Below are 22693 nucleotides of genomic sequence, written 5' to 3' on the forward strand. Positions count from 1 at the left end.
TGGAAGAGAAACCTCTGCTTGGCGTAGTTCGGGCAGCAAAAACGATAAATGGGGACGATGATGAAGAAATTTCGTTTGGCCGCCCTGGCAATGGCAGGTGTATTGGGACTTGGTGCGGCCAATGTTTTTGCAGCAGACATCGCCAAGCCACAGGATGAAGGTTGGACCTTCACTGTCGCCCCGTATCTGTGGGCATCAGGAATCAAGGGCGAAAGCGGCCTCTTCGGATTCCCGCCTCAGGATGTCGATGTGAGCTTCAGCGACGTGCTGCAACACCTCAAATTCGGGTTCATGGGGCTCACGGAAGCCCGCAACGGGCCTTTCACAATCAGCACGGACATAGTCTACGCCAAGCTCGACGCCAACATCGGCACCCCGCAAGGAATACTCGCCTCGAATATCGATGCGACGGTGAGCACTTTCATGGGGACGGCGCTGGGCGGTTACAGCGTTTACTACCAGGATGGGACGAATTTCGATCTCGTGGCCGGCGCCCGCCTTTGGTCGGTCGACAACAAGTTCGACTTCCACGGCGGTGCGCTTGATGGCAGCTCAGCGAGCGACGGCGATACGTGGGTCGATCCGGTGATCGGCGCCAAATTCAAGGCCGATGTCGGCAATGGAATCTACCTGGCCGGCTGGGGCCTCGTCGGTGGTTTCGGCGCAGGGTCCAAATCGATGTGGGATGTGATGGGCGGCGCCGGCTATCAGTTCAACGACAAGATGTCCATGTTCGTCGGCTATCGGGCCGTGCACGACAATTACAGCCACGACGGCTTCGTGAACAAACTCACTCAGCAAGGTCCGATATTGGGGCTCACCTATCAATTCTCGCCAGCCCATCCGGGATAGGAAGGGATTGACACGAAGTTGTTGGTCCGCGGCGCGGCTCAACTTCATCTATGCCAGGTGCCAATTCTTGGTGATGCGTTTCGTCAAGTTCGGCGAGTTGGACATCAGGCCGGTGAGGTTGTCCTTCTCAGCCGGTTAACAAGCCGCTTTTGTCGTCGGCTGCGGACGCACCTGCCCCGAGGCTGCATCGGCGGGCTCGTCAAGGCTGAAGCGCAACGTCTGTGTGGGAAAGCGATGCCCGGCCGGGAGCCAAAAAATGCATCCTTTGCGCAAAGTGGATAGCGGTACGGTTGTATTAGGAATAGCTTAAGCCCGAATAGCGCGAGATCAAACAGCGCGGGAGTATCGCCGACCAACGGCGAGTGGGGAGCATGAACAGGCAGGACCATTTCGGAAGAATGCGCAGTGGACATCGAGCCCGCTGCAGCAAGCATGCCTTGTGGAGGTGGCCGCTTCCCGGACAGGCCATGACGGTGTTGGCCACCCTATTTCGGACTCCAAGAGATTTTCGCGCAGGCAGGCGGCCGTGTGGATGCCAAACCCTGTGCGCTGCCTCCTGGGTTCCTGGAGAATGATCGGCGACAGAACGGCAGACGCGCATTTGTTTTGAGTAGGTCCGTATACACAGAGCAGGGGCACAACATGAGCAACGATCGCGACTTCCCGGCTGAAGCCGGTACAACCAACAGGATCACGCGGCGGGATGCTTTGATGGCCGGCACGGCGGCTGCCGTTTCGCGATTTGCCGCGCCAGCCGGTCTTTCGGGCGCACTCGCCGGCCTCGCCGGTGTTCAGGTTGCCGCAGCCCAGCCCTCGCAGCCCAACATCGTCTTCATCATTGCGGACGATCAAGGCTGGAAAGACGTCGGCTACCACGGCTCAGACATCAAGACGCCCAACATCGACAAGCTTGCCACTGAAGGGGCGAAGCTCGAAGAATATTATGTGCAGCCGATGTGTACACCGACGCGCTGCGCCCTCATGACCGGCCGCTATCCGCTACGCTATGGCATGCAGGTTGGCGTTGTCCCCGCTGCAGGAACCTATGGTCTTTCGCTTGACGAAACCCTCCTTCCGCAAATCCTCAGAGACGCGGGCTATCGGACGGCAATGAGTGGCAAATGGCACCTCGGCCATGCCAAGACGGCCTACTGGCCGAAACAACGTGGATTTGATTCATTCTACGGGGCCACCGTCGGCGAGATCGACCATTTCAAACATTCCTCGCACGGCGTCGCGGACTGGTACCGCAACAACAAGCCGATCAAGGAGCCGGGCTTCGACAACACCCTGTTCGGTCAGGAGGCCGTCCGGGTCATCAAGGCCCACGATCAGAAGAAGCCGCTGTTTCTCTACCTCGCCTTCACCGCGCCCCACACGCCGTTCCAGGCGCCGAAAGAATATCTCGACCGCTATAAGAACATTACCGACGAGAACCGGAGGGCCTATGCCGCGATGATCTCGGTGATCGATGACGAGGTTGGGAATGTCGTGGCCGCGCTCGAGAAGAAGGGGATACGCGACAATACCCTCATCGTTTTCATGAGCGACAATGGCGGCGTCGTCAATTCGATGTTCACCGGTGACTCCAAGGTGGAAGGCAAGCTTCCCGCCGATAATGGTCCCTATCGCGACGGCAAGGGTACTCTCTATGAGGGAGGCACGCGCTCGGTTGCCTTCATGAACTGGCCCGGCAAGATCAAGCCCGGCGCCTTCAACGGCCTTATGCACGTCGTTGACATGTTGCCGACACTGGCTGGGCTGGCTGGAGCCAAGCCCGGCAAGGACAAACCCCTGGACGGCATGGATATGTGGCCGGCCATCAGCGAGGGCAAACCTTCGCCCCGCACGGAGATTGTCTACAATGTGGATCCCATGGTCGGCGCGGTGCGTGAGGGCGATTGGAAACTGGTGTGGGCCGCGGCGTTGCCGCAAAAGATAGAGCTTTTCAATTTGGCACAGGACAAATCGGAAGCCACCAATCTGGCCGACAAGAACCCTGATAAAGTCAAGGAGTTGCAGGCAAGGATTACGGAGCTGGCAACCCAGATGAAACCCCCGCTGTTGCTGCTGGAAGCCATGCGCTTGACGTTCTTCACACCGTTGGTGACGCCAAGCCCGGAAGAGATGTTCGCTGCGGGGGACTGAAAGGCAGATGAGTTCGGCCGTTTAGACGAGACGCCCGATGACTGAGGCACGACTTACCGCAAAGCCAGCAATCTCGTCGCACGGCGATATGGCCTGGATTCCCGGCGGTGAGTTCCTAATGGGCTCCGACGACCACTATCCGGAAGAGGCGCCGGCGCATCGTGTCGTGGTCGGCGGCTTCTGGATGGATCGCACCGCCGTCACGAATGCTGAGTTCAGGCGCTTTGTCGAGGCCACCGGCTACGCCACGCTGGCCGAGCGACCGGCAAATGCCGCGGACTATCCCGGAGCCAGCCTTGAGTCGTTGGCACCGGCTTCGGCCTTGTTCGTCCGGCCTTCACGCAGCATTGATCGCGGCAATCACTACAACTGGTGGGCCTATGTGCGCGGCGCGAATTGGCGGCATCCTCGCGGGCCTGCCAGCGGACTCAAAGGGTTCGAAAATCATCCCGTCGTGCACATCGCTTACGAGGACGCGGAAGCTTATGCGAGCTGGGCAGGCAAGGAGCTTCCGACAGAGGCCGAATGGGAGTTCGCCGCCAGGGGCGGGCTGGAAGGAGCCGAGTTCGCATGGGGCGACGACCTGACCCCGGGTGGCCAGCATATGGCCAACACCTACCAAGGCGAGTTCCCGTTCCGCAACGATTGCGAGGACGGCTACGAATGGACGTCTCCGGTCGGCTCGTTTCCGGCAAACGGCTATGGGCTCCATGACATGGCCGGCAATGTCTGGCAGTGGACAACTGACTGGTACCAGGAGCACCGCCGCATCGACAGCCCTTGTTGCACGATGGCCAACCCGCACGGTGCCGAGCGTGAGGCAAGTTACGATCCGCTGACGCCCGACATCAGGATTCCGCGCAAGGTGACCAAAGGCGGGTCTTTCCTGTGCGCGCCAAGTTATTGCCGGCGTTACCGGCCGGCCGCGCGCATGGCGCAAGCTGTCGATACGTCCACTTGCCACCTCGGCTTCCGTTGCATCGGGCGTTCGTCGTGAGGGAGCGTGCGCCACGCTCGACAGCATGACCGCCCGGAGAGACGAGCGGCGAATTGTTCGACGGTCGGGCGACCGCCGAAACTGGCTTGCGAGGTGCTGAAGAGGGGGAAATCGTGGGCACGACGGCAGAAACGGACGTTACTTCGTTGATTTCGGGCTTCGAACAGCTGGCCGAGCGTTTCGTCTCCGGACTGTTCGCGCGGGTTGCGGCTTTGAGCGACGTGCCTGTCGAGTTTGAAAACCTGAGGGCCTCGCTCGCGGCCAGCGGAACATCTCTCCTTGCGCTCCTGTTCGAGATTGTGCTGGTTGTTGCGCTCGTCGCGGGCGTGTTCATTCTGTTCGCCGGTCGGTTCAAGAAGGCGGCTGCCGCAAGCAGCGCATGGCGCAGATTCTTCGCAGGCGTGGCGGCTGCTGTGGTGGCGCTGGCGGTCGGTTTCATTGCCGCGCGGCTGCTGGCCGGTTCTGGCGCACCTTTGCAAACCCTTCGCCTTTGGACGGTGGCTACCGTGCTCGGCTTCGTCATCCTCGCCGCCGTCAGATCACTGTTGATGGCATCGCGGCGAACCGAGTTCGCGGAGCGCTCCGTCCATCTGGCGGCGCTCGTGCGCGACCTCTCGCTTGCCATTGGCTTGGCGATCATCGCCACCACGCTGCTCGCGACGTTGCGGCTCTGGAGCGTCGGGCCGGCCCTGGGGGATCTGCTGCGGACAGGTTTGGCAATTCCGACCTACCTTATGTTTGCATGGGCGGTATGGCGGCACAGGCGCACAATGGCGGCCGCCGTCGCCGGTCCGCGTCCCAGAAGCCGCTGGCGAACCCGTCTCGCCAAAATGTGGCCGGCAGTGGTGATCGCTTTCGTGGTAGTCACCTTCCTCAGCGCTCAGGCCGCGCTGACCCTGGGAACATCGCTTCGTGGGCCGGCCGTCCTGCTGACCGCGTTGCTGTTTCTCGCCGCGCCTCATCTCGACGCAATGATCGGGAATTGGGCTCAGCGCGGATTGGAGTCTCCCGACATCTCGATCCTGGCAGCGGCAGGGCGACAGACAGCCCGCTTCACCGTCGTGGCCATCATGATCGCCATGCTGGGAACGCTATGGGCGACTCCGCTGGCTGCCGGGTTCGGCATAGATCTGCGAGAGGTCGCCAAGGGCGCATCCGGGGTTGCGCTGATCATGTTGGTGGCGGCGTTTCTGTGGAATGTGGTCGGCACAGCGACGGCTCGCGCCTTGCGCGCGGAGTTGCCCGCGGTTGGTGACGACGAGATGCTGGGTGCGCCGCGTTCGCGGCTGGGCACGCTTGTGCCGCTGATCAGCGGGATCGGCAAGTCGAGCATTCTGGCCTTGGCACTGCTCTCGATCCTGGTGTCGATCGGGATCAATGTCTGGCCCCTGATCGCCGGTTTGAGCGTGTTCGGGCTGGCCATCGGCTTCGGCTCGCAGACGCTGGTGAAAGACCTGGTCTCCGGGCTGTTTTTCCTGATCGACGACGCATTCCGCTTCGGCGAATATATCGAAACGTCAGGCGCCAAGGGGACCGTGGAAAAAATCTCGGTCCGATCGGTTTCCCTGCGCCATCAGCGCGGTGCCTTGGCGACAATCCCCTACGGCGAGATTGGCAAGATTCAGAATTTCAGCCGCGACTGGATGATCGAGAAACTGACCTTTCGCGTTGCGTTCAACACCGATGTCGAAAAAGTCCGCAAGATTTTCAAGAAGATCGGCCAGGATATTTCGGCCAACCCGGAACTTGCTGGAGATCTGCTCGAGCCGTTCAAGAGCCAGGGAATTGCCGAGGTTGAGGACGGCACGCTGGTTATCCGGGCCAAGTTCAAGGCAAAAGCGGGCAGAAATTTCATGATCCGCCGCGCCGTTTTACTCGCCGTGCACCAGGCATTTCGGGAAAACGGCATTCAGGCCGTCCCAAAGCCACTGACATCCAATCCCGGAGCAGCCTGAGCAAATTCCGAGACGATGGCGCATTCGCGATATCCATTTCGCGACACGGACGTTAGTTTCAGTGAACATGTCTCAACATCCGATCAAGCGCTCGCTCGTCTTCTTTATGGTGCCGGATTTCACCATGGTCGCCTTTGCGACTGCACTGGAGCCGATCCGCATCGCCAACCGGATGCTCGGTTACGAAGCCTATAAATGGCGGCTGGCCAGCATCGACGGGCAGCCCGTGCCCGCTTCGAGCGGCGTGTTGTGCGCGGTGAACACGTCGTTGCAGGACGAGCGGCGCATGATGGCCGGCCCCGACAGGCCATCGATGGTCATCGTCTGCACCGGCATCAACATCGAGCGCTATTCGAACAAGCCGGCTTTTGCCTGGTTGCGTGAGGAACATGATCGCGGCGTTGCGATCGGCGGCCTCTGCACCGGCGCCCATGTGCTGGCGGCTGCCGGGCTGCTCTCCGGCAAACGCTGCGCCATCCATTGGGAAAACCTGCCGGGCTTCGCCGAGGCATTTCCGAATGCGCATGTGTTTGCCGACCTCTTTGAGGTCGATCAAGACATCTACACATGCGCCGGCGGCACGGCCGCGCTCGACATGATGCTGAAGCTGATCGGCGATGATTTCGACGAAGATCTGGTCAGTCGCGTCTGTGAGCAGGTGCTGACCGATCGCGTGCGCGGCGCAAGCGACGGCCAGCGGCTTCCCTTGCGCGCGCGGCTCGGCATTCAGAATTCAAAAGTGCTGACCATCATCGAGCTGATGGACGCCAATCCGTCCGAACCGATATCGATAAGCGATATTGCCAGGCAGGTCGGGCTGTCGCGACGGCAGATCGAGCGTCTCTTCCGCGATGAGATGGGGCGCTCCCCGGCCCGCTACTATCTGGAGATACGCCTCGAGCGCGCACGGCATATGCTGATCCAGTCATCCGTGCCGATCGTCGAGGTGGCCACCGCCTGCGGCTTCGTTTCGGCGTCGCATTTTTCCAAATGCTACCGCGAACTCTACGCCCAAACCCCGCAGCAGGAACGGCTGGAGAGGAAATACCCCGCCGCCTCATAAGCGTCATCGGTTTTGCCACGCCGACGACAGGTTCGGCCAGGCAGCCGTGCGTGCGTCCACGGGCTTGCGCAGCGACCAATCCGGCTGGCTCGACAAAGGGTTTCGCAGAGGGTGTTTTTGACGCGCCATGGCATGGCGTGCCTTTGCCCGGGTAGGTTCTTCCCTACCCGGGATCTGCCGGTTCCCCACTGACCCGCCAAATTCCTCCCATCCTTGCCTGCCCACCCTTTCTACCCTGACGGGTGTGGTGGCGGAGGGCCTAATCCGACACTTCGAAACGGCGCCAACGGCGGACGCTTCAGCGTGCGCCGTCCGCGACCCTGGTCTCGCAGGAGGTCGGGGTCTTTGACGTCCAAGGGGAGTTTTTCAGGAACTGGTTTCGAAATTGATTTGGGAGGTCACGCATGTCGACTACAAGCAGGTTACGGGGCATAGATACGGCGGTATTCTGGCCGGCCCTACTCATAACAGCCGCGTTCATTTTATGGGGAGCCGCTGCCCCGGATAGCCTCGCCTCCGTGACGAACGCCACGCTCGCGGCCATCATCAATGGTTTCGGATGGGGCTTTGTCGTATCGACGGCTATGTTTCTGGTCTTTGCAGGGTTCCTGGCGATCAGCCGTTTCGGCAAGATCAGGCTTGGAGCCGACGACGAGCAGCCGGAGTTCACTACAGTTTCGTGGGTGTGCATGATGTTCAGCGTCGGCATGGGCATCGGACTGATGTTCTGGGGGGTTGCCGAGCCGGTTTTCCATTTTGGCGCGCCGCCTCACGGGCTGGCCGCCCCGCAGTCCAAGGAAGCTGCGCTGATCGCGATGGAATATGCCTATTTTCATTGGGCGCTGCACCCTTGGGCGATCTACGCCATTGTCGGTCTGGCGATCGCCTACTTCACCTACCGCAAGGGCCTGCCCATCCTGATATCGAGCGCATTCACCCCCTTGCTCGGCGGTGCCGTCAACGGGCCGATCGGCAAGACGATCGATATTCTGGCCCTCATTGCCACGCCGTTCGGCACGGCGACATCGCTCGGCCTCGGCGCACAGCAGATCAACAGCGGTCTGAATTTTCTCTGGGGAACCGGCGAGGGGACAGGCATTGCGCTTGCGATCATCGCCGTGCTGTCGGTGCTGTTCATCCTTTCGGCAGTGTCCGGTGTCGGCAAGGGCGTCCAGTTCCTGAGCAACATGAACATGGTTGTCGCCGCCGCCTTGCTGCTCTTCCTGGCCGTCGTCGGACCGACCGTCTTCATCCTCAACACCTTCACCGAAGCGCTCGGCGAATACCTGACCAACCTCGTCACGATGTCGTTCCGCACCGCCGCCTTCAGCGACGGCAAATGGCTGAGCAGCTGGACCATCTTCTACTGGGCGTGGTGGGTTTCCTGGGCGCCTTTCGTCGGCGTTTTCATTGCCCGCATTTCCAGGGGGCGGACGATCCGCGAATTCGTCATCGGCGTTCTGCTCATCCCGAGCGGCGTGACCTTTCTCTGGTTCACCATCATGGGCGGCACCGCGCTGCACTCCGAACTGATGGGGGTCGGCGGACTTGTCGAGGCGGTCAACACCAAGGGTGCCGCCATCTCGCTGTTTGCCCTGCTCGAGCAATATCCGGGAACAGCGATCACCTCGTTCGTCGCGATCTTCCTTGTGGCGATCTTCTTCATCTCGGGAGCCGATGCCGCCTCGATCGTGATGGGCATGCTGTCGTCACGCGGCACGCTCGAGCCCGCGCGCATCGTCGTCGTCCTGTGGGGCGTCCTTGCGGGAGCGTCGGCCTGTGTGCTGCTGGTGATGGGAGGTCTGGAGGGCCTGCAGACCGCTTCGATCATCGCAGCAGCACCCTTCCTTGTCGTCATGGTCGGGCTGTGCATCTCGCTGTGGATGGCGCTGCTGGACGACCTCGAGGGGCGGAGTGAACCCGTCTCTCTGTTGCCCGACGCCCAGCCTGTCGCCGCAGCGGCAGAGTAAACCGCAGCACCGCCATCCAGGCGGCCGGCAAACCGCATCTGAAAACGAACTTCAGGTGCGGTTTGCCGTTCCGCGCCAGCCGGGCGGCGCTCCTCATCGTCGTCACCAGCAGCGCGACAAGATCAAGCCAAAAGCAAATCCAACCGGGTGCTCGAAGGAAGGGCGAAGATGATAACCGACCCGCAAATCTGGCTCAGCCTGCTGACGCTTACAGCGCTTGAAATCGTCCTGAGTGTCGACAACCTGGTCGTGATCTCGGTTCTGGTCAGCAAACTTGCTCCCGAGCTGCAGCCAAAGGCGCGGTTTCTTGGAATGACGCTGGCCCTGGTTCCACGACTGATCCTGCTGCTGTTCATCGGCTGGATCATCGGCTTGACCGAGCCTTTGTTCGAGGCCTTCGGGCACGGCTTTTCCGGGAAGGATCTCATCCTGGCAGGCGGCGGTCTGTTCCTCATCTACAAGGCCACCCAGGAGATACATGCAAGTCTCGAGGGAGAAGAGGGCCACATCGGCGCTACCGTGCGCGCAGGTTTCTTAGCCGTCGTGTCGCAGATCGCCCTGATCAACCTCGTGTTTTCCATCGACTCGATCGTGACCGCCGTCGGCATGGCCAACCAGATCTGGGTCATGGCCGTCGCTGTCGTCGCGTCGATGGCCGTCCTGATCGCTGCCGCCGGACCGGTTGGAAAATTCGTCGATGCCCATCCCACAGTGAAGATGCTGGCACTCGGCTTCCTCATCATGATCGGCATGACGTTGGTCGCGGACGCCTTTGGCGTCCATGTCCCCAAGGGTTACATCTATTCGGCGATGATTTTCTCGATGGCGGTCGAAGGCGTGAACATGCTGCACCGCCGAAAAGCCAGGCCGGTTCATTTGCACAATCAGTATGGACCGGAGGCTGCGGTTGCGGCCAACGACGGATACGCGCGATCCGCGGCGGTCGCTCAAACACGCAAACAGGAAGCCTGACGCGACGCGGCGTATTTCTCGGCAAGTGCCTGAAAATTATGGTGATCCCGACAGGAATCGAACCTGTGACCTACAGATTAGGAATCTGCCGCTCTATCCTACTGAGCTACGGGACCACGCGGCCCGACACATAGCCGCTTCGGACCGGTTCGCCAAGAGGCGTAGTGAACGCAAATCGGGGCGCCGTCGCGCAGGGCTCACAACTCTTGCCCCGGTCCCTGCGCCATGCCCGGGCAACGCCTCGCCGTGCCCGAGGATTAGCTCCCTGCCGGAACCAGCCTCAGGCGGCCAGCGCCGTCTCCGCCAGTTTCACCCAATAGCTCATGCCGTGCGGGATGACCTCGTCGTTGAAGTCGTAGGCGGGGTGGTGCAGGCCGGCCGTGTCGCCGTTGCCGATGAAGATGAAGGCGCCCGGCCTCGCTTCCAGCATGTAGGAGAAATCCTCGCCGCCCATCACCGGCTGGATGGCGCGGTGAACCTGGGAATTGCCGGCGATGTCGGCGGCGACGTCGGCGGCAAAGACCGTCTCTTCGGGATGGTTGAAGGTGACCGGATAGTTGGGCTCGTAGTCGAAGGTGATGGTGGCGCCGAAGGCGGCGGCCAACCCGTCGCAAAGGGCGCGGATGCGCTCCTCGGCCTTCTTGGCCACTTCCTTCTTCAGCGAGCGCACCGTGCCTGCGATCTCGGCGCTTTCGGGGATGACGTTGTAGGCGTCGCCGGCATGGAATTTCGTCACCGACACAACCACCGACTCGACCGGGTCGGTGCTGCGCGAGGCGATCGTCTGCATCGCGCCGACAAGTTGGCTGGTGATGACGATCGGATCGATGGTGCCGTGCGGCATCGCCGCGTGGCCGCCCCGGCCCTTGACGGTGATGGTGAATTCGGCGGTCGCCGCCATGATCGGGCCCGGCCTGATGGCGAACTGGCCGACCGGTAGGCCCGGCATGTTGTGCATGCCGAACACTTTTGAGATGCCGAAGCGTTCCATCATGCCGTCCTTGACCATCTCGTTGCCGCCGCCGCCGCCCTCCTCGGCCGGCTGGAAGATGACCGCGACCGAGCCGGTGAAATTGCGGGTTTCGGAGAGATATTTGGCGGCGCCCAGGAGCATCGCCGTGTGGCCGTCATGGCCGCAGGCATGCATCTTGCCGGGAACGGTCGAGGCATAGGGCTTGCCGGTGATCTCGCTGATCGGCAGCGCATCCATGTCGGCGCGCAGCCCGATCGTCGTGCCGTCGCCGTTGCGACCGCGGATGATGCCGACGACGCCGGTCTTGCCGAGGCCTGTCACCACCTCGTCGCAACCGAACTCCTTCAGCTTTCCGGTGACGAAGGCGGCGGTCCGGAAAACGTCGAAATTCAGTTCCGGCGTCTGGTGCAGATGGCGGCGCCAGCCGGCGACCTCGTCTTGCATCTCGGCGGCGCGGTTCAAAATCGGCATGATTGTCCCATTTCATCGTTGAAGCAGCCAGTTCCAGCCTGCTGCATTGTAATTGTGATTGCCAGGCGCTTTGCCATGTTGACGTCACATAGGGTAAATAGCACCGCAACAATGCAGCCTGGGGAATCGAGGGCCGGGCGCACCATGCTGGCGATCGCGTAACGAAATCTTACGGAGCCAGGGGCGACTACGGCAAGAGGCGATTTCGGATTCCATGATGCGGCACGGGCATTTCCTCAAACTATTGCTGGCCGGCGCGCTGGCTTTGCCGATGCTGGCGGGCGTCGCGCGCGCCAACCCGGTGATCCTTTTCGACCTGCAGAGCGGCAAGATCCTCGAGCACCAGGACGCCTTCAAGCGCTGGTATCCGGCGTCGCTGAGCAAGCTGATGACGGCCTATGTGACGTTTCGGGCGATCGCCGCCGGCGAGGTTCAGCTCGATTCGCCGATCAAGGTGACGAAACATTCCGCCGGCGAGCCGCCCAGCAAGATGGGCTTCAAGCCGGGCTCGGTGATGCGGCTCGACAATGCGTTGAAGATGATGCTGGTCAAATCGGCCAACGACATCGCCATGGCCGTCGGCGAGAATATCGGCGGGTCGCAGGCGGCCTTCGCCGACCGCATGAACGCGGAAGCGGCGCGCCTCGGCATGACGGGAACCCATTTCGTCAATCCGAACGGGCTGTTTTCGCCGGACCAGTACACCACCGCGCGCGATCTCGCGCTGCTGGTGACGGCAATCCGCAGCGAGTTTCCGCAATACGCGCCCTGGTTCTCGATCGAGGGGCTGGCGGTCGGCAAGAAGGCGATCCCGAACTACAACCTCTTGATCGGCCGCTATCCGGGCGCCGACGGCATGAAGACCGGCTTCGTCTGTTCCTCTGGCTTCAACATGATCGGCTCGGCGACGCGCAACGGGCGCACGCTGGTCGCCGTGGTGCTCGGCGAGAAATCCGCCGTCAGCCGCGCCGAGACCGTGGCGAAGCTGCTCGACCAGGGTTTTGACACGCCGGCGACCGGCTCGGCTACGCTTGCCGCCTTGCCGTCTTATGGCGATACGCTGTCGCCCAACGATCTGCATGACGAGATCTGCAAGAAGAAGCCGAAGGCGGAGCAGTCGGAGGCCGCCCCCGCCGTCGCCGCCAAGGATGCGCCGAAGTCGCCCTACCAGGTGAAGCTCGCTCACCCGACCCTGGTCGCCGTCGGCCTCGGCGGCGCAACCGGGCCGACGCCGAAGGCGATGCTCGACCAGTCGGGCCAGGAATATGCCGATGTGCCGCTGCCGAGCTGGCGGCCCGACATTCCGGCACCGACCGGCGCCGAGCCGGCCGCAAGCGGGACGGCCGCGGTTGCCGTGCAGGGCGACCAGCCGGTCAAGGCCGCGAACTAGCCCGATGGGCGGCAGCTTTCCCATCCCGGTCTCGGTGCTCACCGGCTTCCTCGGCGCCGGCAAGACGACGCTGCTCAACCGGCTGCTGAAGGACCCGCAACTTACCGACACGGCGGTCATCATCAACGAGTTCGGCGAGGTGGCGATCGACCATCTGCTGGTCGAGCAGGCCTCAGACGGCATCATCCAGCTTTCCGACGGCTGCCTGTGCTGCACGGTGCGCGGCGAACTGGTCGATACGCTGGCCGACCTCGTCGACCGGCTGCAGACCGGCCGCATCGCCAGGCTGGCGCGCGTCGTGGTAGAAACCACCGGGCTTGCCGATCCGGCGCCGGTGCTGCAGTCGATCATGGCGCATCCGGCGCTGGTGCAGGCTTTCCGGCTCGACGGCGTGATCACTCTGGTCGATGCGGTCAACGGCAATGCGACCCTCGACGCTCATGTCGAGGCGGTGAAACAGGCGGCGGTCGCCGACCGCATCGTGCTCACCAAGACCGACCTCGTCACCGATGCCGGCGATGTCGCGGCGTTGCGAGCGCGCCTGCGTCAGCTCAATCCCGGCGCCGTTCTGCTCGATGCCGATGACAGCGGAACCGGCGCCGCGGCGCTGTTCGACTGCGGGCTCTACAACCCCGAAACCAAATCGGCCGATGTGCAGCGCTGGCTGGGCGAAGAGGCTGGTCATCATCACCATGATCATGATGGCCACCACCACCATCATGGCGACGATCATCATCACGATCACCAGCATCGCCACGATTCGCGTGTGCGCTCGCATTCGCTGGTCCATGACGGTCCGGTGCCGTTCTCGGCGATCGAGATGTTTCTCGATCTGCTGCGCTCGACGCATGGCGAGAAGCTGCTGCGTATGAAAGGCGTCATCGAATTGCTGGAGGATCCGTCGCGGCCGCTGGTCATCCATGGCGTGCAGAAGATCCTGCACCCGCCGGCAAGGCTGCCGGCCTGGCCGGAGGGCAATCGCGGCACCAGGCTGGTGCTGATCACGCTCGACATGCCGGAGGACTATGTGCGCCGGCTGTTCGCCGCCTTCACCAACAGGCCGTCGATCGACACGCCCGACCGCGCGGCGCTGGAGGACAATCCGCTGGCCATAGCCGGGCGGCGGTAGGGAGCCAGGACCGCGAACTCAGGCGTCGCCGCGCTCGACCAGGAAGCGATGGCCGCCGGACACCGCGGCCGTTTCGACGAGCTGATGGCCTGCGTCCGAGCAGAAGGCCGGAATGTCGATGACGGCAAGCGGATCGGTGGTTTCCAGCCAGAGCAGGCTACCCGGCCGCATCGCGGCCAGGCGCTTCTTCGCCTTGAGCACGGGGAGGGGACAGTTCAGCCCCTTGAGATCGTAGACGGCAGGGCGCTTGCTTTCTGTTTTTTCATGCATGTCGTTGTCTCAAACCGCCCCACACTTTTGGGCGACATGCATCAGCCAAAGCCTCAGCCGCCGAACATGCCGAGCAGCTTCTTCTTCAGCTTCGTCACCGTGCCGTCGTCGGCGCTCGCGGCCTGCGTTTCGGCTGCCGGCTCGGCCGCTTCGACGCCCGCGGTGGTGACCGGCTGCTGGGCAGCCTGCTTGGCGGCTTCCGCCTCGGCCAATGCCTGGGCCTTGGCAGCTTCCTTGGCGGCCTTTGCTGCCTGTATGGCCGCGAGCCGCTGTTCCTCGGCCTTGCGCTTGGCTTCCTTCTCGGCGTCGAGCGCGGCCATCTTGCGGCCGAGCGGCGAATCGATGCGGCCCATGCGCGCGGTCTCGGTCACCGAGCCGTCGCCATTCATCGACGGCGGGTCGATCGGCACGCGCTCGCCGCGGGCCCGGCGCTTCGACCAGTCGGAAACGATACTGGCTTCCTTGATGCCGGCAATCGTCGGCTTGGGCGCCGGCGCGCTCGACTTGACGGCGCCGTTGAAGGCCGAGTCATAGGTGCTCTGATAGGCGCTATAGGCGCTCTTCAGCGAATCCGGCTGCGTCGTGGCGGGGCAGGGCCCGGTGGGATCGAAGGTCGTGCCCTCCGGCGCCACTTGATTGAAGACGTAGCGCTTTTCGCAGACGTCGACCTTCGGCGGCACCTTGGTGATTTCGAAATTGTCGTAGCCGACCTTCAGCATCTTCCAGAAATCGTAGTTCGGGTCGTTGCGGTAACGCGCCATGTTGGCGGCGGTCATGCGGAATGGAAAGGCCTGGATCTGGAACTCGGTCTGCCCGCCCTGGAAGGCATCGCGGCCGAAAGCGTAGATCTGCTCGATCTGGGCATCGGTCATCGAATAGCAGCCCGACGACGAGCAGGCGCCATGCACCATCAGATTGGAGCCGGTGCGGCCATTGGCGCGGTCGTAGGCGTTGGGATAGCCGATGTTGAAGGACAGATGGTAGTTCGAGCGCGGGTTCATCTGCGAAGGGCGAACCGTATAAAAACCTTCCGGCGCCTGGCGGTCGCCCTCGGTGTATTTCGGCCCGAGCTTGCCCGACCATTTGCAGATGTCGTAGTTGGCCACCATCTCGTAGCGGCCATTGGTCTTGGCCTTCCAGATCTCCAGCTTGCCCTCTTCCTTGAAGATACGGGCCATCACCGACGAGGTGCGGACCATGCCCTTGGCCTTCATGTCGGCCAGGATCTTGTCCGGCAGCGGCTTGTTGGCCTCCGGCGCGAAGTCCTTCATCGAGGAATCGTTGCAGCCGGCGACGCCGATGGCGGCGATCAGGACTCCGGTGCGGGCAAGCTTGGCAAACATGGGTACGGCTTAGTCTTTCCCTCGGGCCACGGGTTCAACCGCCAGGCCCGCACGCTGAACATTAGCGGACCGTAAGCCCGTTAACCTTGAAAAATCCTTACCGCAAGCCTCGAACGACCCCTCGCGGCAATTTCATTGAGCCGAACGCGGCGGCATTTTTGTGGCGGAATCGTGCCCGTACACCACTTTGCCGCGTAGCGGCCGAAGCTATTCCAAGGCGATCAAACGTTTTGATAGAGACGGATTTGACGGGGACTAGTTGATGTCGGTGCCGCTGCCATTGCTGTTGCCGTTTTCCACTGGCGGCTGGGAAGTCGCTTGTTGAGCCGTCACTGCTTGCAGGCGGGCGACTTTGATCAGCGTGGGTTTCTCGTATTTCTTCATTTCAAATCCCCCGAAACGAGAAGCTTAATTAGCAGCCGTTAAAGCAAAGTGTCTATGGCGGCCCCGCTCCGAACCACCGGATCGTTGCCCTGGACCACCGATGTGGTGGCACCTTCCGGACGGAAAACCGTTCCAGAAGTTTGCTGGAATTGCCCGGATATAAAGCGCGTCGGGCTGAAACGGAGTCAGGCGACGCGCCTTAAGCCCTCCCGGAACCGCCCACATTTCCGGGCACTAGAGGCTGCGGCCCATGGCAAGGTATTTCTCGCGACGCTGCTCGCGGAAATCGGTGTTGGCGCCGGCAAAATCCTTCATCGTCTTGGCGATGAGGTCGCCGGTGGCGGCGATCACCGTTTCGGGGGCGCGATGGGCGCCCCCGAGCGGCTCGGGGACGATGGCGTCGATGATCTTCATTTCGTAAAGATCCTGGGCGGTGATCTTCATGTTGGTCGCCGCATCCTTGGAGCGGGTGGTGTCGCGCCACAGGATCGAGGCAGCGCCCTCCGGCGAGATCACCGAATAGATGGCATGCTCCAGCATGTAGACGCGGTTGGCGGTGGCGATTGCGATGGCGCCACCGGAGCCGCCTTCGCCGATGACGACCGAGATCGAGGGCACCTTGAGCGCCAGGCAGGCCGAGGTCGAGCGGGCAATCGCCTCGGCCTGGCCGCGTTCCTCGGCACCGACGCCGGGATAGGCGCCGGCGGTGTCGACCAGCGTCAGAAGCGGGATCTTGAAGCGGTCGGCTAGCTCCATCAGCCGCACCGCCTTGCGATAGCCTTCCGGCCGCACCGAGCCGAAATTGTGCTTCAGCCGGCTCGCCGTGTCCGAGCCCTTCTCCTGGCCGATAACCGCCACCGGCTCGCCGCGGAAGCGGGCGAAGCCGCCGACGATCGCCTGGTCCTCGCCGAAATTGCGGTCGCCGGCGAGCGGCGTGAAATCGCTGAGCAGGGCCTTGATGTAGTCGACGCAATGCGGCCTGTCGGGATGGCGCGCCACCTGCACCTTCTGCCAGGGCGTCAGCGACTTGTAGGCCTCGCGCAGCGCGTCGCGCGAACGCTTCTCCAGGCGGCTGATCTCATCGCCGACATCGACGGCCTCGCCGTTCTCGGCAAGCTTCTTCAGCTCGAGGATCTTGCCTTCGAGATCCTGCACCGGCTTTTCGAAATCGAGGTAGTTGTACATTCTTGAGCGGACCGACAGTTCGGAAGGCAGTGGCTGGCGAAACCCTCGAAAACCGGGGCTCCGGGCGGTGGAACGTCGTCCTCACATAGCGACATGAGGCCTAGTCGGCAAGCGGATGATGATCATTGACCAGCCGCACCAGCCGCTCCTCCAGCACATGGGTGTAGATCTGCGTGGTCGAGATGTCGGCGTGGCCGAGCAGCTGCTGCACGGCCCTGAGATCGGCGCCGTTCTGCAGCAGGTGGCTGGCGAAGGCGTGGCGCAGCACATGCGGCGAGATCTTGGCCGAGGCGATGCCGGCCCTTGCGGCAAGGCCTTTCAGGTCGCGGGCGAAGACCTGGCGGGACAGATGGCCGGTGTCGGAGGCGGCCGGAAACAGGAAGGGGCTGTTAGCGAGCGCCGGCCGCTCTGCCCTGGCGGCAAGCCAGGCGCGCATCGCGGCGCGCGCCTTGGCCGAGAGCGGCACCATGCGTTCCTTGTTGCCCTTGCCGCGCACCATGAAGAAGCGGTCGTCGCGCAGCGCCACCGTCACCGGCAGGCCGACCAGCTCGGAAACACGCAGGCCGGTGGCGTAGAGCACCTCGACCAGCGCATGCAGGCGCAGCCGCGCCAGCCGATCGTCGCCGTCGGCTTCGCCCGCTTCCGTGGCGGCGCGGTCGATCAGCCGGCCGGTTTCGGCCTCGCTCATCGTCTTCGGCAGCGGCCGGCCCTTCCTCGGGCTGTCCAGCGTGCCGGTCGGGTCGTCGCCGCGCAGGCCCTCGGCGTAGAGGAACTTGAAGAACTGGCGGATCGCCGACAGTTTGCGCGCCTGCGAGGTGGCGGCGAAGCCGCGCGCGGCGATATCGTCGAGATAGGCGCGGATGTCGGCGGCCGCGGCGGCGGCAAGCCCGCCGCTGATCGCCATCGAAGCGTCTTCCAGGTCGCGGCGATAGGAGGACAGCGTGTTTTCGGCCGCGCCCCGCTCGGCGCTCATCATCTCCAGAAAGGCCTCGATGCGCGCCGCGCTGTTCATGTCCCGGGCATCAGTTCTTCTTGGGGTTCAGCTTTTCCGGCGGAATGCGCACGCTCATTTCGGCCTTTTTCGGTTCGACGAACATGGCCAGCGCGAACATCGTTCCATAGGCAATGCCGGCCAGAATCGTCAGCGTCACGACAAAGCGAAACAGTGTCGGCATCAATATGCGCCCGTCTCTTGTTCTGCATTTCCAAACCCTGTGCCCTTATGGGACGCCAATCCGTCCAATTCAAGGTAGAAGCCTGTCGTCCTGGCGCGGGTTCTGTTCGGAAAACCGTATGACACTTTTCCGGGAGCTGCGCGCCATGCTTGACGCAACCAGGCTTTTGATGTCGATAACGCCGGCAAAGGGGCCCGTATGAACGCGCTACAAGCAAATCCACCCGCTGAAGGCCATACCGAGCTGCTCGAGCGGCTGGGCACCCGCTCCATCGTCTTCGTTGGCCTGATGGGCGCCGGCAAGACGGCGATCGGCCGCAAGGTGGCGGCGATGCTTTCGCTGCCCTTCATCGACAGCGACCAGGAGATCGAAAGCGTGTCGCGCATGACCGTGCCCGAACTGTTCGAGCGTTATGGCGAGACGGAATTCCGCGCGCTGGAGCAGCGCGTCATCCTGCGGCTCCTTGAAAACGGCCCGCAGGTGCTGTCGACCGGCGGCGGCGCCTTCATGAACGCGCAAACGCGCGAGGCGATCGCCGGCCATGGCGTGTCGGTCTGGCTGAAGGCCGAGCTCGACCTGTTGATGGAGCGCGTGTCCAAGAAGCAGAACCGGCCGTTGCTCAAAAGCCCCGATCCGCGCGCTGTGCTGGAAAGGCTGATGGGCGAGCGCTATCCGGTCTACGCCACATCGGACGTCACCGTGCCGACCCGCGACGACCGCAAGGAGGTCATCGCCGCCGAGGTCGTCGCCGCGCTCTGCGGACATTTCGGCGTCGCCATGGTCGCGGCCGGCGACGAGGCGCGGCCATGAGCGCCATCGCACCTGTCACCGTCGAAGTCGGGCTCGGCGAGCGCGGCTACGACATATTGATCGGCCCCGGCCTGCTGTCCGGCGCCGGCCAGGAGATCTCGCGCCGCTTGCCGGGCAGGCGAGCGGCCGTCGTCACGGATGAGAACGTCGCCGCCGCGCAGCTCGGCACGCTGAAGGCCGGTCTCGAGACCAGTGGCATCCAGCCGGCCGTAATCACCTTGCCGGCGGGCGAGAAGACCAAGAGTTTTGCCCATCTCGAAGAGGTGGTCGACGGCGTGCTCGCCGCCAAGCTCGAACGCGGCGATATCGTTATCGCGCTCGGCGGCGGCGTCATCGGCGATCTTGCCGGCTTTGCCGCCGGCATCGTGCGGCGCGGCATGAATTTCGTGCAGATCGCGACCTCGCTGCTCGCACAGGTCGATTCCTCGGTCGGCGGCAAGACCGGCATCAACAGTCCGCGCGGCAAGAATCTTGTCGGCGTCTTCCATCAGCCGAAGCTGGTGCTGGCCGACACCGGCGTGCTCGACACGTTGCCGATCCGCGAATTCCGCGCCGGCTACGCCGAGCTCGCCAAGTACGGGCTGATCGACCGCCCCGCCTTCTTCGCCTGGCTGGAGGCGAACTGGCAGGACGTGTTCGCCGGCGGTCCGGCGCGGGCTGAGGCGATCGCCGAGGCCTGCCGCGCCAAGGCCGATGTCGTCGCCCGCGACGAGTTCGAGACCGGCGACCGCGCACTGCTCAATCTCGGCCATACGTTCGGCCACGCGCTGGAAGCCGCCACGCACTATGACGGCGCCCGGCTCGTCCACGGCGAGGGGGTCGCCATCGGCATGGCGCTGGCGCATCGCTTCTCGGCGCGGCTCAACCTGGCGAGCCCGGACGATGCGGGGCGCGTCGAGGCGCATCTTCGCGCTGTCGGCTTGCCATGGCGGATGGCCGACATACCGGGCGAACTGCCCGACGCTGAGGCGCTGCTCTCGTACATCGCCCAGGACAAGAAGGTGTCCCGCGGCGCGCTGACCTTCATCCTGACGCGCGGTGTCGGCCAGGCCTTCATCGCCAGGGACGTGCCGGCGTCGGAAGTGCTTGGCTTCCTTGCGGAAAACCACCCGGGATGAACGAGCCCGGCTGGATCGTCGCGGCCATCCTTGCCGGTCTGGTACTGCTGGCGTTGCTGTTTCGTGCCCGCCTGCTCGCTGCCTTCGGCTACGAATTGCGGCCAGTCGATCCGCAAGGTTTCGCTGATGACCAATCGCGCGAGCCGGCCGACGATTTCCGCCGCGACGGCCAGGGTGCGCGCGAGGAGCGCAATCGCCTGGAGGGACTGTTCGACCTCGAGGAACTCGAAGTGTCCGACGTCATGGTCCACCGCACCAACATGCGCTCGGTCAATGCCGACAACCCGTCGGAAGCGGTGGTGCGCGAGATCCTGAACAGCCCGCATACCCGCATGCCGTTGTGGAAGGGCTCGCTCGACAACATCGTCGGCGTGCTGCACGCCAAGGACCTGCTGAGGGCGCTGAACGAGGTCGGCAACGACTTTTCCAGGATCGACGTGATGAAGATCGCGTCGAAGCCCTGGTTCGTGCCGGACACCACCACCTTGCAGGACCAGCTCAACGCCTTCCTGCGCCGCAAGGCGCATTTCGCCATCGTCGTCGACGAATATGGCGAAGTGGAAGGGCTGGTGACGCTGGAGGACATCATCGAGGAGATTGTCGGCGAGATCGCCGACGAGCACGACGTCGACATCCAGGGCGTCAAGCAGGAGGCCGACGGCTCGGTCGTGGTCGACGGCACGGTGGCGATCCGCGATCTCAACCGGGCGCTCGACTGGAACCTGCCGGACGAAGAGGCCACCACGATTGCCGGCCTCGTCATCCACGAGACCCAGTCGATCCCCGATGAAAAGCAGGCCTTCACTTTCCACGGCAAGCGCTTCGTGGTCATGAAGCGCGACAAGAACCGCATCGCCAGGCTGCGGATAAAGCCGGCGGGCGACGCTTAATCAAACACACGGGGTGAGCGACGCGGCTTGCCTCCGGCGCTACTCCACGATCTCCCTGGTCGAGCGCTCGTGCAGCGTCGCGCCTGTTTCGGCGTCGACCGCCGCAAGACTGACCTCGTAGCCCCAGAGGCTGCGGATATGGCGCAAAGTCGCGTCGCGGCTGCCTTCCTCAAGGAGGATGCCGGCCTTCACCTTGTGCTGCAGCCGCAGTTGCCTGTCGCCGCGCAGGTCGACATCGACAATCTGGATGTCGGGCCTGTTCGCCCCCACGTCGTAGCTGTGGGCCAGGGCGCTGCGTATCTTCTCATAGCCGCGCTCGTTGTGGATCGACGCGACCTCCAGATGCGGTTCGTCGGCTCGATCGGCAAGCGCGAAGAGCCGCCATTTCCGGATCAGTGTTGGGCTGAGGTACTGGCGGATGAAGGACTCGTCGCGATGGTCGGCCCATGCCTCGAGCAGCGTCTCGCGCCAGTCGCCGCGGCCCGCAATGTCGGGAAACCAGTCGCGGTCCTCCGCCGTCGGCTCGGTCGAGATGCGCCGTATGTCCTGCATCATGTCGAGACCGAGCGCGTAGGGATTTATGCCGGAAAAGCGGGGATCGTCGAAACCGGGCTGGAAGACCACATTGGAATGGTTGCGCAGGATTTCGAGCATGGCGCCCTCGCCGATCAGCCCGCGATCGAACAACAGGTTCATCAGCGTGTGGTGCACGAAAGTGGCGCAACCCTCGTTCATCACCTGGGTTTGCCGCTGCGGGTAGAAATATTGCGCGATGATGCGGACGATGCGGACGATTTCGCGCTGCCACGGTTCCAGCACAAGGCTGTTCTTCTCGAGGAAATAGAGCAGGTTCTCCTCGGGTAGATTGAGCGACTTCTTCCGTTCCGCCAGGCTCTCGTCCTTCTCGCCGGTCTTGCCGGCCTCGTGCGAGGCCGGCAGCGTGCGCCACAAATCATTGTAGGAGCGTTCCTCATATTCGAGGCGCTCGCGCAGGCCTTCGCGCTGCCGCTCCGACGACAGCTTCGGCGGCCGGCGGTAGCGGAACACGCCCTGTTCCATCAACGCATGCGCCGAATCGAGGACCGCCTCGACCGCCGCCAGCCCATGCCGCTCCTCGCAGCGGGCGATGTAGCCCTTGGCGAAGTCGAGATAGCTCAGGATGGCCCCGGCGTCGGTCCACTGCCGAAACAGGTGATTGTTCTTGAAGAAATGGTTGTGCCCAAGTGCCGCGTGCGCCGTAACCAGGGCCTGCAACGCCATGGTGTTCTCCTCCATCAGGTAGACGATGCAGGGATTGGAGTTGATGACCAGCTCATAGGCCAGGCCGCGACCGCCCTTGCGGTAGAGAAGGTCATGATGAAGGAAATGCTTGCCGAACGACCAATGGCGATACATCAGCGGCATGCCTATCGACGAATAGGCGTCGAGCATCTGCTGGGACGAGATGATCTCCATCTGAACCGGATAGATATCGAGGTGGAGTTCCTCCAGCGCGATCGCCTCGATCGCGTCATAGGCCCGCGACAGCGTCTTGAAATCCCAATCAGATCCGGAAAACAGCAAAGCTGGTTTGCTTGCCTGCCTGGCCATTTGCACCC

20 protein-coding genes and 1 tRNA gene are annotated in these 22693 nt (G+C 63.1%); 12 read left to right on the forward strand and 9 right to left on the reverse strand.

All coding sequences use genetic code 11. The annotated features are described in order from the left end of the window. The first annotated feature begins 57 nt into the window (after nt 1-57). From EN846_RS25785 to EN846_RS25815, 7 genes are all read left to right on the forward strand, one after another. On the forward strand, nt 58-852 hold the full coding sequence (locus EN846_RS25785; RefSeq protein ID WP_127391153.1) for a hypothetical protein: 795 nt from the start codon (nt 58-60) through the stop codon (nt 850-852). Between the two features lie 642 nt (nt 853-1494). Next, a complete protein-coding gene (locus EN846_RS25790) occupies nt 1495-3000 on the forward strand; it encodes an arylsulfatase (protein WP_127391152.1) in 1506 nt (501 codons plus the stop codon). Between the two features lie 37 nt (nt 3001-3037). Beyond that, entirely contained in the window at nt 3038-3997 is a 960-nt protein-coding gene (locus EN846_RS25795; protein ID WP_245493358.1) for a formylglycine-generating enzyme family protein, read from the forward strand. 53 nt (nt 3998-4050) lie between these two features. Beyond that, the gene (locus EN846_RS25800) at nt 4051-5952 is read left to right on the forward strand and encodes a mechanosensitive ion channel family protein (protein ID WP_127391151.1); all 1902 of its coding nucleotides are present in this window, start codon (nt 4051-4053) and stop codon (nt 5950-5952) included. Nucleotides 5953-6019: 67 nt separating this feature from the next. After that, nucleotides 6020-7015, forward strand: a complete 996-nt coding sequence (locus EN846_RS25805) for a GlxA family transcriptional regulator (RefSeq protein WP_348630796.1) — start codon at nt 6020-6022, stop codon at nt 7013-7015. A 404-nt stretch (nt 7016-7419) separates the two neighbouring features. After that, nucleotides 7420-8985 (forward strand): BCCT family transporter, encoded by a 1566-nt coding sequence (locus tag EN846_RS25810; RefSeq protein ID WP_135913968.1) that lies wholly within the window; start codon nt 7420-7422, stop codon nt 8983-8985. A gap of 168 nt (nt 8986-9153) precedes the next feature. Next, on the forward strand, nt 9154-9957 hold the full coding sequence (locus EN846_RS25815) for a TerC family protein (RefSeq protein ID WP_127391148.1): 804 nt from the start codon (nt 9154-9156) through the stop codon (nt 9955-9957). 39 nt (nt 9958-9996) lie between these two features. On the opposite strand, the gene EN846_RS25820 is transcribed toward EN846_RS25815, so the two are convergent. Together EN846_RS25820 and EN846_RS25825 are read right to left on the reverse strand one after the other, a co-directional pair. After that, nucleotides 9997-10073, reverse strand: a tRNA-Arg gene (locus tag EN846_RS25820). Nucleotides 10074-10237: 164 nt separating this feature from the next. Further along, nucleotides 10238-11401 (reverse strand): M20 aminoacylase family protein, encoded by a 1164-nt coding sequence (locus EN846_RS25825; RefSeq protein WP_127391147.1) that lies wholly within the window; start codon nt 11399-11401, stop codon nt 10238-10240. A gap of 217 nt (nt 11402-11618) precedes the next feature. On the opposite strand from EN846_RS25825, the gene EN846_RS25830 reads away from it, so the two are divergent. Together EN846_RS25830 and EN846_RS25835 are read left to right on the forward strand one after the other, a co-directional pair. Then, nucleotides 11619-12791: a D-alanyl-D-alanine carboxypeptidase family protein gene (locus EN846_RS25830; RefSeq protein WP_127311736.1), complete on the forward strand. Its 1173-nt coding sequence runs from the start codon at nt 11619-11621 to the stop codon at nt 12789-12791. Nucleotides 12792-12795: 4 nt separating this feature from the next. Next, the gene (locus EN846_RS25835; RefSeq protein ID WP_127286901.1) at nt 12796-13920 is read left to right on the forward strand and encodes a GTP-binding protein; all 1125 of its coding nucleotides are present in this window, start codon (nt 12796-12798) and stop codon (nt 13918-13920) included. 18 nt (nt 13921-13938) lie between these two features. On the opposite strand, the gene EN846_RS25840 is transcribed toward EN846_RS25835, so the two are convergent. The 6 genes from EN846_RS25840 to EN846_RS25860 all read right to left on the reverse strand — a co-directional run bounded on the left by EN846_RS25840 (nt 13939) and on the right by EN846_RS25860 (nt 18277). Next, nucleotides 13939-14190, reverse strand: coding sequence for a sulfurtransferase TusA family protein (locus EN846_RS25840; RefSeq protein ID WP_127286900.1), 252 nt, complete (start codon nt 14188-14190; stop codon nt 13939-13941). 53 nt (nt 14191-14243) lie between these two features. After that, nucleotides 14244-15533, reverse strand: coding sequence for a murein L,D-transpeptidase family protein (locus EN846_RS25845; RefSeq protein WP_127391146.1), 1290 nt, complete (start codon nt 15531-15533; stop codon nt 14244-14246). 255 nt (nt 15534-15788) lie between these two features. Further along, nucleotides 15789-15917, reverse strand: coding sequence for a hypothetical protein (locus EN846_RS36435; RefSeq protein ID WP_281015756.1), 129 nt, complete (start codon nt 15915-15917; stop codon nt 15789-15791). 234 nt (nt 15918-16151) lie between these two features. Then, the gene (locus EN846_RS25850; RefSeq protein ID WP_127286898.1) at nt 16152-17102 is read right to left on the reverse strand and encodes an acetyl-CoA carboxylase carboxyltransferase subunit alpha; all 951 of its coding nucleotides are present in this window, start codon (nt 17100-17102) and stop codon (nt 16152-16154) included. Between the two features lie 100 nt (nt 17103-17202). Further along, the gene (locus EN846_RS25855; RefSeq protein WP_127391145.1) at nt 17203-18114 is read right to left on the reverse strand and encodes a site-specific tyrosine recombinase XerD; all 912 of its coding nucleotides are present in this window, start codon (nt 18112-18114) and stop codon (nt 17203-17205) included. A gap of 10 nt (nt 18115-18124) precedes the next feature. Beyond that, complete coding sequence (locus EN846_RS25860; protein WP_126058048.1) at nt 18125-18277, reverse strand: histidine kinase; 153 nt, start codon at nt 18275-18277, stop codon at nt 18125-18127. Nucleotides 18278-18475: 198 nt separating this feature from the next. Here EN846_RS25860 and EN846_RS25865 point away from each other — a divergent pair, with 198 nt between their 5' ends. The 3 genes from EN846_RS25865 to EN846_RS25875 are packed head-to-tail and all read left to right on the forward strand — an operon-like array spanning nt 18476 to nt 21095. After that, complete coding sequence (locus tag EN846_RS25865; RefSeq protein WP_127310078.1) at nt 18476-19087, forward strand: shikimate kinase; 612 nt, start codon at nt 18476-18478, stop codon at nt 19085-19087. Next, nucleotides 19084-20205: a 3-dehydroquinate synthase gene (gene aroB / locus EN846_RS25870; RefSeq protein ID WP_127391144.1), complete on the forward strand. Its 1122-nt coding sequence runs from the start codon at nt 19084-19086 to the stop codon at nt 20203-20205. Before EN846_RS25865 ends, aroB begins: the two co-directional genes overlap by 4 nt. After that, nucleotides 20202-21095: a transporter associated domain-containing protein gene (locus tag EN846_RS25875; RefSeq protein ID WP_127285327.1), complete on the forward strand. Its 894-nt coding sequence runs from the start codon at nt 20202-20204 to the stop codon at nt 21093-21095. Before aroB ends, EN846_RS25875 begins: the two co-directional genes overlap by 4 nt. Nucleotides 21096-21134: 39 nt before the next feature. On the opposite strand, the gene EN846_RS25880 is transcribed toward EN846_RS25875, so the two are convergent. Next, nucleotides 21135-22685: a SpoVR family protein gene (locus EN846_RS25880; protein WP_127285328.1), complete on the reverse strand. Its 1551-nt coding sequence runs from the start codon at nt 22683-22685 to the stop codon at nt 21135-21137. Between the last annotated feature and the right edge of the window lie 8 nt (nt 22686-22693).

The sequence above is a fragment of the Mesorhizobium sp. M4B.F.Ca.ET.203.01.1.1 genome, from assembly GCF_004791025.1.
Lineage (GTDB): Bacteria > Pseudomonadota > Alphaproteobacteria > Rhizobiales > Rhizobiaceae > Mesorhizobium > Mesorhizobium abyssinicae.

Coding starts and splice junctions, on each gene's coding strand:
- EN846_RS25785 (WP_127391153.1), top strand. CDS start 58: ATGATGAAGAAATTTCGTTTGGCCGCCCTGGCAATGGCAGGTGTATTG.
- EN846_RS25790 (WP_127391152.1), top strand. CDS start 1,495: ATGAGCAACGATCGCGACTTCCCGGCTGAAGCCGGTACAACCAACAGG.
- EN846_RS25795 (WP_245493358.1), top strand. CDS start 3,038: ATGACTGAGGCACGACTTACCGCAAAGCCAGCAATCTCGTCGCACGGC.
- EN846_RS25805 (WP_348630796.1), top strand. CDS start 6,020: ATGTCTCAACATCCGATCAAGCGCTCGCTCGTCTTCTTTATGGTGCCG.
- EN846_RS25810 (WP_135913968.1), top strand. CDS start 7,420: ATGTCGACTACAAGCAGGTTACGGGGCATAGATACGGCGGTATTCTGG.
- EN846_RS25815 (WP_127391148.1), top strand. CDS start 9,154: ATGATAACCGACCCGCAAATCTGGCTCAGCCTGCTGACGCTTACAGCG.
- EN846_RS25825 (WP_127391147.1), bottom strand. CDS start 11,401: ATGCCGATTTTGAACCGCGCCGCCGAGATGCAAGACGAGGTCGCCGGC.
- EN846_RS25830 (WP_127311736.1), top strand. CDS start 11,619: ATGCGGCACGGGCATTTCCTCAAACTATTGCTGGCCGGCGCGCTGGCT.
- EN846_RS25835 (WP_127286901.1), top strand. CDS start 12,796: ATGGGCGGCAGCTTTCCCATCCCGGTCTCGGTGCTCACCGGCTTCCTC.
- EN846_RS25840 (WP_127286900.1), bottom strand. CDS start 14,190: ATGCATGAAAAAACAGAAAGCAAGCGCCCTGCCGTCTACGATCTCAAG.
- EN846_RS25845 (WP_127391146.1), bottom strand. CDS start 15,533: ATGTTTGCCAAGCTTGCCCGCACCGGAGTCCTGATCGCCGCCATCGGC.
- EN846_RS36435 (WP_281015756.1), bottom strand. CDS start 15,917: ATGAAGAAATACGAGAAACCCACGCTGATCAAAGTCGCCCGCCTGCAA.
- EN846_RS25850 (WP_127286898.1), bottom strand. CDS start 17,102: ATGTACAACTACCTCGATTTCGAAAAGCCGGTGCAGGATCTCGAAGGC.
- EN846_RS25855 (WP_127391145.1), bottom strand. CDS start 18,114: ATGAACAGCGCGGCGCGCATCGAGGCCTTTCTGGAGATGATGAGCGCC.
- EN846_RS25860 (WP_126058048.1), bottom strand. CDS start 18,277: ATGCCGACACTGTTTCGCTTTGTCGTGACGCTGACGATTCTGGCCGGC.
- EN846_RS25865 (WP_127310078.1), top strand. CDS start 18,476: ATGAACGCGCTACAAGCAAATCCACCCGCTGAAGGCCATACCGAGCTG.
- aroB (WP_127391144.1), top strand. CDS start 19,084: ATGAGCGCCATCGCACCTGTCACCGTCGAAGTCGGGCTCGGCGAGCGC.
- EN846_RS25875 (WP_127285327.1), top strand. CDS start 20,202: ATGAACGAGCCCGGCTGGATCGTCGCGGCCATCCTTGCCGGTCTGGTA.
- EN846_RS25880 (WP_127285328.1), bottom strand. CDS start 22,685: ATGGCCAGGCAGGCAAGCAAACCAGCTTTGCTGTTTTCCGGATCTGAT.